The organism is Stenotrophomonas sp. GD04054 (assembly GCF_029836955.1).
Lineage (GTDB): Bacteria > Pseudomonadota > Gammaproteobacteria > Xanthomonadales > Xanthomonadaceae > Stenotrophomonas > Stenotrophomonas maltophilia_A.
In genome coordinates, this window is record NZ_JAOECR010000085.1 from 1 (window position 1) to 12,331 (window position 12,331).

At 67.1% G+C, this 12,331-nt stretch carries 9 protein-coding genes; 3 read left to right on the top strand and 6 right to left on the bottom strand.

Annotated elements, in window-relative coordinates:
- Positions 1 to 45: 45 nt before the first annotated feature.
- The 3 genes from N7573_RS21745 to mtnC all read left to right on the top strand — a co-directional run bounded on the left by N7573_RS21745 (position 46) and on the right by mtnC (position 2,036).
- Positions 46 to 687, top strand: a complete 642-nt coding sequence (locus N7573_RS21745) for a methylthioribulose 1-phosphate dehydratase (protein ID WP_279913438.1) — start codon at positions 46 to 48, stop codon at positions 685 to 687.
- Positions 688 to 779: 92 nt separating this feature from the next.
- Positions 780 to 1,337: an acireductone dioxygenase gene (locus tag N7573_RS21750; RefSeq protein WP_279913437.1), complete on the top strand. Its 558-nt coding sequence runs from the start codon at positions 780 to 782 to the stop codon at positions 1,335 to 1,337.
- Positions 1,338 to 1,340: 3 nt separating this feature from the next.
- A complete protein-coding gene (gene mtnC / locus N7573_RS21755) occupies positions 1,341 to 2,036 on the top strand; it encodes an acireductone synthase (protein ID WP_019336325.1) in 696 nt (231 codons plus the stop codon).
- Between the two features lie 86 nt (positions 2,037 to 2,122).
- Here mtnC and N7573_RS21760 read toward each other — a convergent pair whose 3' ends face one another.
- The 6 genes from N7573_RS21760 to N7573_RS21785 form a co-directional block, all read right to left on the bottom strand.
- Positions 2,123 to 4,741: a glycoside hydrolase family 2 protein gene (locus tag N7573_RS21760; RefSeq protein WP_279913436.1), complete on the bottom strand. Its 2,619-nt coding sequence runs from the start codon at positions 4,739 to 4,741 to the stop codon at positions 2,123 to 2,125.
- Positions 4,742 to 4,832: 91 nt separating this feature from the next.
- On the bottom strand, positions 4,833 to 6,059 hold the full coding sequence (locus N7573_RS21765; RefSeq protein ID WP_100468325.1) for an AGE family epimerase/isomerase: 1,227 nt from the start codon (positions 6,057 to 6,059) through the stop codon (positions 4,833 to 4,835).
- The gene (locus tag N7573_RS21770) at positions 6,056 to 7,051 is read right to left on the bottom strand and encodes a carbohydrate kinase (RefSeq protein ID WP_279913435.1); all 996 of its coding nucleotides are present in this window, start codon (positions 7,049 to 7,051) and stop codon (positions 6,056 to 6,058) included. Before N7573_RS21770 ends, N7573_RS21765 begins: the two co-directional genes overlap by 4 nt.
- A gap of 7 nt (positions 7,052 to 7,058) precedes the next feature.
- Entirely contained in the window at positions 7,059 to 8,372 is a 1,314-nt protein-coding gene (gene fucP / locus N7573_RS21775; protein ID WP_279913434.1) for an L-fucose:H+ symporter permease, read from the bottom strand.
- A gap of 60 nt (positions 8,373 to 8,432) precedes the next feature.
- Positions 8,433 to 9,482 (bottom strand): LacI family DNA-binding transcriptional regulator, encoded by a 1,050-nt coding sequence (locus N7573_RS21780; RefSeq protein ID WP_049398499.1) that lies wholly within the window; start codon positions 9,480 to 9,482, stop codon positions 8,433 to 8,435.
- A gap of 96 nt (positions 9,483 to 9,578) precedes the next feature.
- Positions 9,579 to 12,044 carry a GH92 family glycosyl hydrolase gene (locus tag N7573_RS21785; RefSeq protein WP_279913433.1) on the bottom strand — a complete coding sequence of 822 codons (2,466 nt, stop codon included), beginning with the start codon at positions 12,042 to 12,044 and terminating at the stop codon, positions 9,579 to 9,581.
- Positions 12,045 to 12,331 lie beyond the last annotated feature (287 nt).

A 12,331-nucleotide genomic window follows, 5' to 3' on the forward strand; every position in this document is an offset into this window, starting at 1 on the left:
CCACGAGGGGCTCAGCCGTTGGCCGAATCCAGTAAAATCGCCCGCATGAACGCCCCCACCTTCCCCTACGACACCGCGCGCCTGAGCGAACTGGCCCAGCTGCTGATCGACAACGTCCGCGAACTGGCCCACGCCGGCTGGACCCCGGCCACCAGCAGCAACTTCTCCCACCGCCTGGACGACCGCCACGCCGCGATCACCGTCTCCGGCAAGGACAAGGGCCGCCTGATCGAGGACGACATCATGGTGGTGGACTTCGACGGCCTGGCCGTCGGCCGCCCGCTGCGCCCGTCCGCCGAGACCCTGCTGCACACCCAGCTGTATCGCCGCTTCCCGGAAATCGGCTGCGTGCTGCACACCCACTCGCCGGTGCAGACCGTCGCCTCGCGCCTGTACGCGCCGCAGGGCCACATCCGCCTGGAAGGCTACGAGCTGCTGAAGGCCTTCGCCGGCAACAGCACCCACGAGATGGCCATCGACGTGCCGGTGTTCGCCAACACCCAGGACATGAACGTGCTTTCGAAGCAGGTCGATGACCTGCTCGACCGTCAGTACCTGTGGGGCTACCTGATCGACGGCCACGGCCTGTATGCCTGGGGCCGCGACATGGCCGAGGCACGCCGCCACCTGGAAGCGTTCGAGTTCCTGTTCCACTGCGAGCTGGAACTGCGCAAGCTGCGCGGCTGAACCCGCACGCAGGTGTAGATGCCGATCCGGAATCTGCGCCCTGCCCCCACCCTGCTACCCTGTCTTCCCCCCGAGACGTTCAAGCTGCCGCCATGAGCCGACTGCGCATCTACGACGACACCCGCCCCGAATCGCCGCTGCTGGATACCCAGGACGGCGCGGTCATCGCTGCCGAACTGCAGAAGATCGGCGTCACCTTCGAACGCTGGCAGGCTGCTGCGCCGGTCGCTCCAGGCGCCAGCCAGGATGAGGTGTTCGCCGCCTACCGTGCCGACATCGACCGCCTGGTTGCCGAGCGCGGCTTCAAGAGCGTGGACGTGGCCTCGATCGCCCCGGACAACCCGAACCGCGCCGAGCTGCGCAGGAAGTTCCTCGACGAACACTTCCACAAGGAAGACGAGGTGCGCTTCTTCGTGGCAGGCTCCGGCCTGTTCACCCTGCACGTGGGTGACAAGGTCTATGAGATCGAGTGCGTGAAGGACGACCTGATCGCCGTGCCCGATGGCACCACCCACTGGTTCGACATGGGCGACGAGCCCAGCTTCGTGGCGATCCGCTTCTTCACCGAGCCGGATGGCTGGGTCGGTCACTTCACCGGCACCGACATCGCGCAGAAATTCCCCCGTTACGTACCCACCCAGGCGTCCTGATCCATGCAGCCCCGCGTCATCCTGACCGACATCGAAGGCACCACCAGCAGCATCTCGTTCGTCAAGAACGTGCTGTTCCCCTATGCCCGCAAGGCGCTGCCCGCGTTCGTCGCCGAGCACGGCCAGCAGCCGGAAGTCCGCCGCTGGCTGGATGCGGTGGCCACCGAGATCGGCGGCGCCTGCCAGGACAGCCTGGTGGCCGAGACGCTGCAGGGCTGGATCGACCAGGACCGCAAGCACACTGCACTGAAGGCGCTGCAGGGCCTGATCTGGGACGAAGGCTACCGCCGCGGCGACTACACCGCGCACTTCTACCCGGAAGTGGCGCCGGTGCTGAAGGGCTGGCACGCCTCCGGCCTGCCGCTGTACGTGTACTCCTCCGGCTCGGTGCCGGCGCAGAAGCTGTTCTTCGGCTTCAGCGACGCCGGTGACCTCAGCCCGCTGGTGTCGGGCTGGTTCGACACCGAGATCGGCGGCAAGCGCGAGGCCGACAGCTACCGCCGCATCGTGCAGGCCATTGGCGTGCCGGCCGGCGAGATCCTGTTCCTGTCGGATGTGGTGGAAGAACTGGATGCCGCCCGCGAAGCCGGCCTGCAGACCCGCCTGATTGATCGCCTGGATGACTACCCGCTGCCGCGCACCGGCCAGGCCGCCAACGGCCACGAGCGGGTCGAGAATTTCCAGCAGATCCAGCTGTAAGCAAGAAAAAGGGGACGGAGGGGATTAAGTCGTTTGTGGCACACATGGGCCACAAACGACTTAATCCCCTCCGTCCCCTTTTTTGCTCAACGGTCGTTGAGGGTTTTTACCTTCAGCGCTTCGCGAAGCGTCGTCAGATCCACCGGGCCACGCACTGCGATGTCGCGGGTTTCGCCCGGCAGCAGATCCAGCAGGTTGTCTTCGACCTGCACATCCAGCGCGCCGAAATCGATCCACGTCGCGCGCACATACGCCGCGCTTTCCAGCCGCAGGCGATAGTGGTCGCCCTCGATGCTCAAGGCAGCCTTCAGCTTCTGTCGGGGCAATACCTGGTCCTTCGCCTCGACGAAACCAACCACCTGGCGGGCACTCACCGCCCCGTTCTGCAGCAGTTCGAACACGGCCACGGTGCGCTTCGGGTCGGCACCGGCCAGCAATTCGGCGTCGCGGAAATCACCGATCGAGGTGACACCGGCGGCAGCCAGCGACACCGCTTCCTCGCGGCGGCGAAGCACCTTGCCGTCTACATCCATCACCCGCAACCGCCAGCGTGCATCCAGCGCGGCACCGTCGTTGATCAGGCGCACCCGCGTACTGCCCTCGTCGCGCAACGCGGCCACTGTCACTGGCGCGAAAAAACGCCGCGCGGCGAAGTGCAGCGCCTTCCAGCGACCGAAGTAGTCCACGCTGGACCATGAAGCACCCGGCCAGACGTCGTTGAGCTGCCAATACAACGAGCCCATCGTGTACGGCCGCGAGGCGCGATGATGCAGCGCCGCCAGCGCGATGCCATCGGCCTGCATCACCTGGCTGAGGTAGACGAAGTCCTCGAAGTCCTTCGGTGTGCCGTAGCCCAGTTCGATGTAGTGCAGCAGGCGGCTGTTGCCCTCGCCCGCCATGAACTTCTGGTGCGCGCGGATCACCGGGCTGTCGATGCGCTGCTCGGCGCGGGTGGCGATCTGGTCCACCGTCGCCACCGACGGCCACGCCTGCAGCCCGTACTCGGACATGAAGCGCGGGGTCTCACGCAGGTAGGCCTGCACCGGCAGCGCTGGATTGCCCCAGACCTGCCAGTAGTGCTTGTCGCCGCGGGTGGAATCGTTGGCCTTCTCATCCAGATCATTGCTGGGCGAGCTGGACCAGTACGGCACGCCCAGCCCCTCCTCACCCACCACCTGGCGCAGGTCGTTGCCGAACAGGTCGACATAGCCCTGCCAGACCTTCGCCGCAAATGCCGGGTCGGCCGCCTTCAGGTCGCGGCCGTGGCCCCAGTCCTTCCAGGCGGTTTCTTCCTCGTTGTTGCCACACCACAGCACGATGCTGGGGTGATGGCGCAGCCGGCGCACGTTGTCGCGCGCCTCGGCCACCACGCTTGCCCGGAAGGCCGGATCGTAGCCCGGCTGCATGCCGCCGCCGAACATGAAGTCCTGCCAGACCAGCAGGCCCAGCTCATCAGCGATGTCAAAGAACGCATCGTCCTCGTAGTAGCCGCCGCCCCAGTTGCGCAGCATGTTCATGTTGGCATCGCGCGCGGCGGTCAGCACCTGGCGCAGGCGTGCGGCATCGACGCGTGCGGGGAAGGCATCGAACGGAATGACGTTGGCGCCCTTGGCAAAGATCTCCACACCATTGATGACGAAGGCGAAGCCCTGCCCTCCCTTGCCGTCTTCCTCGCGGCGCAGTTCGACCGTGCGCAGGCCGATGCGCTGCTCGCGCGCCAGCGTTGCATCGCCGCCACCATCCAGGCCAGCCTTCACGGTATAGCGATCCTGCGCACCATGGCCCACCGGCCACCAGCGCCGCGGCGTGGCCAGCTCAACCGGCAGCTCAACCGTATTCTGGCCTGGCTTCAGCAACACCGTGCGTTGCACCTGTGCCACGTTGCGGCCCTCCGGATCCTGCACATCCACAGTGACCATCGCAGAACCGGCAGCGCTGCCCTGCTCCACCTGCAGCAACACCGCCAGCTTCGCCTGCTCCGCGCTCAATGCATCGGTACGCACGGCAAGATCGGTCAGGCGGTGCGCGTCCCAGGCCTGCAGGTCGACCCCGCGCCAGACCCCGGCGGTGACATAACGCGGGCCCCAGTCCCAGCCGAAGTGGTAGGCCGGCTTGCGCGCGAAGTTGCCGACCATCGCCTCCTTCGGCTCATCGCCATAGGGCGACGGGTAATTGCCAGCGATCTTGTGCGGCATTGCCTGCACGCCCGGCAGCAGCGTGCGGATCGGTGAGCGGAACACGATCTGCAGTTCATTGCCGTTCGCGCGCAGGCGCCCGTCCACACGTGCATGCCATGTGCGGTGCGCGTTGTCCGCGCGCAGCAGCGGCTTGCCGTTGAGGCTGACCTCGGCGTAGGTATCCAGCCCGTCGAAACGCAGCTCGGCATTCGGCTTGGCCAGCGTCGCCGCATCCACGTCAAAGCGGGCGCGGTACTCCCAGGCAGCCAGGCCGATCCATTGCAGCTCGGCCTCGGGTGCACCGACGTACGGATCGCGGATCAGCCCATGCGCCAGCAGGTCGGTGTGCACGCTGCCCGGCACCTTCGCCGCACGCCATTGCTGCAGGCCTGGACGCGCGGCGCCCTGCGCGTCGCCGGGCAGCATGCGGAATTCCCACTGCGCCTGCAGCGGGGCTGCGGCCACCGGGAAGGAGATGGCTGCAGTCAGCAGCAGGAGCAGACGGACAACGAGGGAAAGGCGATGCACGTGGCGCTCCTGTTTTTCCGCCGGGCGTGACCCGGCGCTACCGATTTCGGATTGCCAGGCATGGCCTGGCACTACTGCATTCGAACGATCTTCAACGCACGACGTTCAACACTTCGTAGCACGCGCCCATGGTGTGGTAATCCACCTTGCCGGCAGGGCTTTTCTCGTCGCTGTACTTGCGGTTGTCGGCATCAAGAATGCGGAACCATGCACCGTACTGGTGATCGACGAAGTGCTCCCACGAATACGCCCAGATGCGTTCGTACCACTGCCAGTAGCGGTCATCGCCGGTACGCTTGGCCATCAGCGCGGCGGTCGCCAGCGTTTCGGCCTGCACCCAGAAATACTTGTCGTCGTCGCAGACGAAGCTGTCGCCGCCGATCGGGGCGCCGTCCATACCGGGCTGCCGGCGCGATTCCGGTGCGAAGCCGTAGTACAGGCCACCACGGGTGTCGTCCCAACTGCGTGCGACGGCGACGTCGAACAGATGCTGCGCGGTCGGCACCAGCCAGTCGGCCTGCACGTGGCGATCGAGGATCAGCAGCAGTTTGGCCCACTCGGTCTGATGCCCCGGCTGGAAGCCCCACGGGCGGAACAGGTGCTTGGGATCGTCCAGGTTGTAGTCCCAGTCGATTTCCCAGTTCACATCGTAATGTTCCCAGACCAGGCCACCGGCCTTGGCGGCCTGGCGGCGGGTCATGTTGTCGGCCAGCTGCAGCGCGCGCTCGACATAGCGCTGCTCGCCACTGGCCTCGAACGCGGCCAGCATCGCCTCGCACATGTGCATGTTGGCGTTCTGGCCGCGGTAGCCAGTGAAGCTCCACTGGCCGTCAGCCTCGTCCTTGTACAAGCCATGCTGCGGCTCCCAGAAGCGCGCTTCCAGCAGCTGCCAGGTCTCGTCCATCCAGTCGCGCGCCTGCTCGATGCCCGCCTTCAGCGCGCAACTGTAGGCCAGCAGCACGAAGGCCACGCCGTAGCAGTGGTTCATATCGTCCTCGACCTTGCCGTCGCGCAGGGTCCAGGCATAACCGCCGGTGGCCGGGTTGCGGTGCACCTCGCGCAGGTAGCGCACGCCGTGCTCGACGGCCTCGCGGTACTCGGCGTTGCCGAATTCGCGGTAGGCCATCGCATAGTTGAAGACGAAGCGGGTGCTGCTCACCAGGTGGCGGTGGCTGGCATCGTAGATGCTGCCGTCATCGCGGAAGTAATGGAAGAAGCCGCCGTCCGGATCGATGCAGCGCGGGTGGTAGAACGCCATCGTGTCGGCGATGTGCGCGCGCAGGAACGCGGGCGAACGGAAATCGGGCGAGGTGCTCATGCGGTAATGTCCTGGGCCTGCAGCAGCTGCTGCACTTCATCGAGCGAGGGCATCGCGGCGAACGCGCCCTTGCGGGTAACAGCCAGCGCACCCACGGCGGCACCGAAGCGCAGCGTGGCGGTGATCGCCTCCGGGTCCTGGCAGAACGCGGCAAAGCCTGCGCCCGCCCCACCACGCTCCAGCAGGCCGACCAGCACGCCACCGACGAAGGCATCGCCGGCGGCCGTGGTGTCGACCGTGGCCACGCGGAAACTGGTCACCGTGCCGTGGTTGTCGCGGGTGTACCAGTGCAGCGTGGCCGCGCCATCGGTGACGATGACCCAGCGCGCCTGCGCTGCCAGCAGGCGCCGCAGCACCACTGACTCGCCATCGGCACCCAGCGGTGCCGCCAGGTAATCCAGCTCCTCGCGCGACAGCTTGACCAGGTCGGCGCGCTCCAGCGCCTGCCACAGGCGCGGCGTCGGATCTTCGTTGGCTGGCCACAGAGCCGGGCGCAGGTTGAGGTCCAGGCTGACCACCGCACCGGCGGCACGGGCGCGCTCCATGCCGGCGAAGGTCGCCTCGGCGATGGCCGGCTCGGTCAGGCTGTTGGAACAGACGTGGAAGCACTGCGCGCTGTCGAGGCACTCCGCCTGGAAGTCACTGTCACGGAACAGCAGGTCAGCCGCCGGCGGGCGGTAGAAACTGAAGCTGCGCTCGCCACTGGCATCCAGCGCGACGAAGGCCAGCGCAGTCTTGGCGGCGTCGGTGCGCACGATGTAATCCGTGCCCACGCCGTGCTCGACCAGACTGTCGGCCAGGAAGTCACCGAACATGTCGCGGCCAAGCATGCCGACGAACTGGGTCTTCGCCCCCAGCCGCGCAGCCGCCACCGCGACGTTGGCCGGCGCACCGCCGGCGTACTGCAGGAACGCGCGCGGGGTATCGGCCGAGGCCGGCGGCTGCGCTAGTAGATCGATCAAAATTTCGCCGAAGCAAACGATGGCACCCATTCCGGACTCAGCCTCCCTGCGTTGCGGAGGCCGGCGTACGCGCACCGACCAGTCCGTAGAAAATGATGTAGCCGTAGCACAGCAACGGCAGGATGAAGCTGGCCTGCACACCGATGTGGTCGGCCAGCACGCCCTGCAGGTACGGCACCACGGCACCGCCGACGATGGCCATGATCAGCAGGCTGGACCCCTTGTTGGTCAGCGGGCCCAGGCGCTCGATGCTCAGCGCGAAGATGGTCGGGAACATGATCGAGTTGAACAGGCCGATCGCCACCACCGAATACAGCGCGACGTTGCCGGAGCTCAGCATGGTCGTGACCAGCAGCCCCACATTGACCAGCGCGAAGATCGCCAGCAGACGGCTGGGCGAGAAGCGCGCCAGCAGCGCCGAACCGGCGAAGCGGCCGATCATCGCCATCGTCCAGTAGGCCGACACGTAATGCGTGGCCTGCTGCTCGCTGAAGCCGCCGATGTTCGGCATCGACAGGTAGTTGACCAGGAAGCTGCCGATCGACACTTCGGCGCCGACGTAGAAGAAGATGCCCAGCACGCCCAGCAGCAGGTGGCGCTTGCGCAGCGCATCCAGGTAGCTGTGGTGGTGGCCCTGGTCGGCCTGCTCGGTGGCATCACTCAGCGCCGGCAGGCGGAACAGGAACACGAACAGCGCCAGCAGCACCAGCGCCACCGCCAGGCCCAGGTAGGGGCCCTGCACGGCCTGCGCCTCGGCGGCACGGTAGGCCAGCTGCTCGGCGGCCGGCAGCGCCGCGATGTCATCGGCACTCTTGACCGTGTTGGACAGGATCAGCATGCCGCCGAAGATCGGCGCAATGGCCGTGCCCAGCGAGTTCAGCGCCTGCGCCAGGGTCAGGCGGCTGGAGCTGGTCTGCTCCGGGCCCAGCAGCGCAACGTAGGGGTTGGCAGCGACCTGCAGCACGGTGATGCCGGTGGCCAGCACGAACAGTGCGCCGAGGAACGCGCCATACACGCGCAGCTCGGCCGCCGGCCAGAAGCCCAGCGCGCCGATGCCGGCGATCACCAGGCCGGCCACGATGCCCTTCTTGTAACCCAGCGCCGCCACCAGCCGCCCCGCCGGCAGCGACATCAGGAAATAGGTGCCAAAGAAGGTGAACTGCACCAGCATCGCCTTGGCGTAGTTCAGCTCGAACACCGCCTTCAGGTGCGGGATCAGGATGTCATTGAGGCAGGTCAGGAAGCCCCACATGAAGAAGATCGTGGTGACGACAGCCAGCGCCTTGCCGTTGGTAACGGCGGGTGCGTTGCCCGAAGAACCCGATGGACGGGGCGTTGCGGAGATCGGCATGCGGAACGCGCCTCGATGCGCGGAAGGTCGTTGTTGCGTGGAAGGGGTGTATGGAAGGAATCAGTTCGGTCGTGCGGCACTGCTTTCGCGGATGCGCAGCTGCACCGGCGCGACCGTGCGCCGTGGCGGCGCGTCCGGTTCGTCCAGTCGTTGCAGCAGCAGCGCGGCAGCTTGCCGGCCCCGCTCGCGCGGATCGGCAGTGAGCGTGGTCAGCGGCGGCACCGCGACCGACGCCTCGGAAATATCATCGAAACCGGTAACGGCGAAGTCGCCACCCGGGCGGATGCCACGCGAATTCAAGCCCAGCATCAGGCCCAGCGCGACGGTGTCGTTGTAGCAGACCGCTGCACTCGGCCGATGGCCATCGGCAAACAGCTCATCGGTGCGCGCTGCGGCCTCCAGGCGGTTCGGTGCCGACTCGATCATCCAGCCCGGCGGCAGCGACAGACCGGCCTCGGCCAGCGCCTGCTGGAAACCGGCACGGCGCTGGTGGCACGAGCTCGATGCAGCGTGGCCGCCAAAGAAGGCGATCTGGCGATGGCCGCGTTCGATCAGATGGCGGGTGGCCAGATAGGCGCCGTGCTGGTTGTCCAGGGTCAGGAAGTCCCAGTCGGCCCCGTCCAGCTCGCGGTTGAACAGCAGCACGTTGGCATTGGCACCTAGTGCCTGCCGCAGCAGCGCGGTATCGCTGCCCTCGGCCGGCGACAGGATCAGGCCGGCCGGCGTGTGCTCCATCAACGTGGACAGCACCGCCTGCTGCCGCTCCGGCGATTCACCGGTACTGCCCAGCAGGGTCACGTAACCGCGTCCGCCCAGCGCCTCATCCACGCCGGACGCGAATTCGGCGAAGAAAGGGTTGGACAGATCGTTGATCACCAGCGCGATGCTCGACGAGGTCCGCCGGCGCAGGTTGGCCGCCGCGCGGTTGTAGACATAGCGCTGGCGGCGCAGTTCGGCCTCGACCTTGGCGCGGGTATCGACGTTGACCAGCGGGCTGCCGCGCAGCACCAGCGATACGGTTGCCCGTGACACGCCGATGGCACGCGCGATGTCGGTCACCGTCACCGCCTTGCCGGCGCGCTTGCTGGAACTGCTGCCGTTGTCGTTCATCGTCTTCCCGGACTCCGCTGGATGCTCAAGCCTAATGGATCAGGGCCCTGTCGTGCCGTGCCGTTCGCTGGGTCACCGCGAACGGCACAGTCCGTCTCAGCGCAGCTGGCTACCCGGTGCCGCACACCAGGACACCGGCAGGTCCTTCACCGCCGTGCCCCAGCCCTGCTCCGGCGCCTTCGCATCGAGCGCGAACTGCAGGCGCGGGCCCTGCTGCAGCTGGTTCCAGTCCAGCCACACCGGCGCATGCGCCTGGCCATCGACCTTCACGCCCTGCACGTACTGCAGGCGACGGCCATCGGCACCCGGCGCGTCGATGCGCAGGGTGCGGCCATTGCCCATGTCCACTTCCACCTTGCTGAAACGCGGGGTATGCAGCAGGAATTGGCCGCTGCCCGGCACCGCCGGATACACACCGATGGCACTGAACAGGTACCAGGCCGACATCGTGCCGAGGTCATCATTGCCGGTCACGCCATTCGGGGCATTGGTGAACAACTGCTGCGCGGCACGCACCACGGCGGCGGTCTTCCACGGCTGGCCGATCAGCGTGTACAGCCACGGCGAGTGCAGGTCCGGCTCGTTGTTCGGGTTGTAGCGGAACTGGTTGTAGTAGCTGTACGGCCCGACCACCCACTCCTTGCGGGCGGCATTGAGCGGATCGGCCTGCAGCGCGTCCATCGCGAAGAACGCATCGAGGCGGCGGCCGGCCTGTTCGCGGCCGTCCATCGCGTCGACCAGGCCCGGCACGTCCTGCTGCGCCAGCCACTGGTACTGCCACGCCGTGCCTTCATGGAAACCGTGATGCGAGCGCGGGCTGTAGTGGCCATCGGCCGGCGTGTACCGCTGGCCATCTTCGGTGCGCGGGCGCGGGAAACCGGTGAAGCCGGTCTCGGCATCGCGCACCTGCGGGTCCCACACCTTGCGCCAGTTGCGGCCGCGCTCACGCAGCGTCGCCGCGTCCTGCGCGTGGCCCAGGCCATCGGCCATCTGCGAGAGCGCACAGTCGGCCAGCGCGTATTCCAGCGTGGCCGAACCGCCGTGATGCGGATCGACGTCCATGCCCTTGGACGGGAACGCGCGGTCGTAGACCACATAGCCCTTGTCCAGGTAGGTCGGGTTGCCGGAACGGCCGGCCATCCGCGAGTTCAGCGGCGGCGTGCCGAACGCATTGCGGCGCAGCGCATCCCACGCCTGCGATTCACGGCCCTTGAGCGCACCGAAGCGCCACAGGTCGACCATGAACGGCGTGACCGGATCGCCGGTCATGATGTTGGTCTCGAAGTTGGCATAGCCCCAGCGCGGCAGCCAGCCACCCTGCTCGTCGATCGCCAGCAGGGTACGGCCGATGTCACGCGCCACGTCCGGGCGGGTCAGTGCCAGCCACTGGTTCTGCGCGCGGTAGGTATCCCACAGCGAGAAGTACTCGTAATAGGTCCAGCCATCGGCGCGGTGGATACCATCGTCATAGCCGCGATAGCGGCCGTCGGCATCGTTGCCGGTCATCGGCTGCAGCAGCGCGTGGTAGGCCGCGCTGTAGAACACGGTGCGGTCATCGGCCGTACCGCCCTGCACACGCACCCGACCCAGCTGCTCGCGCCACGACTGCTGGGACAGCGCACGCATGCGGTCGAAACCGAGCAGCGCCCCACCCTGCATGCCGTCTGCGCGCAGATTGATGCGCGCGCCTTCGGCGTCCACATGCGAGATCGCGCTGACCGCCGTCACCGACTGGCCCTTGGCCAGGTCGAAGCTGAGCCAGGCACCGTTCGGCTTCTGCTCGCCTTCCATGCTGTGGCGCGCGCCAGGCAGGCCACCGCCCTCCCCCCAGGTGCCATGCGCCTTGAACGGGCGGTCGAACTCGATGCGGAACCAGGTGGTGTACTGATGGCCGCCGCAGAAACTCTTGGTGACCAGCTTGCCTTCCACCACGCGGTCGCCGACCACATCAACCACGCTGCCGATCACCGAGTGGCGCTCGTTCGCCTGGCCGACATTGACCAGCACGTGGCCATCGCCACTGCGCTGGCTGAAGGTGTAGCGCTCGGCCGCGGCACGCGTACGCGCGGTGGTCTCGGCGTCGATGCCGCCGTAGCTGGTCAGCCGCACCTTGTAATAGCCCGCCTGGCCGATCTCGCCGTCATGCGTGTACGACGCGGCATAGGCCTTGTGGTCAAACTTCTTCGCGTTGCCGGTATCGAAATCGCCGCCGGGACCGATCGAACCGGTCACCGGCAGCACCGACACCTGGCCACCCTGCTCCCAGCAACCTGCGCCGGAGATGAAGGAGTGGCCGAAACCGCGGATCTTCTCGTCGTCGTAGCGCCAGCCCGAATAGTGGCTGCCGATCGGGCTGACCTGGATCAGGCCGAACGGTGCCGACGCGCCCGGGAACGTGTTGCCGTCGTCCTTGCTGCCGATGAAGGTGTTGACCTCGCGCTCCAGCGCAGCCGGCGCGGCCTGCAGCAGCACCGGCACTGACGACAGTGCGAGCAGGCAGGCCAGGCGCAGCAGCGGGCGCGAGGACACTGGGACGGCGGGAGCGGACGGCACTGGACGCATGTCGGGTTCCTGTAGTCGATGAGGCGGAGGCAGACGGCCGGGGCCGTCCGGCACCGTTCCGCTGAGCCCCGCCATGACTGGCAGAAAGCTCCCCCTGGAATGACGCCCGACCCACCAGACCGTGAATTTAGATCGATTCAAGTAGAGCATGCAGGTTCAGCCGAATGCATTCTGCGGCGCAGCATGAGAGGGGGGTGTTCGGCAGGGCTGCGCCCTGCACCCGCTGCGAGCTGGAGCAACAGCAACAGCAACAGCTGGTTTCCTGTGGGGAGGCGGGGTGGGTCCGG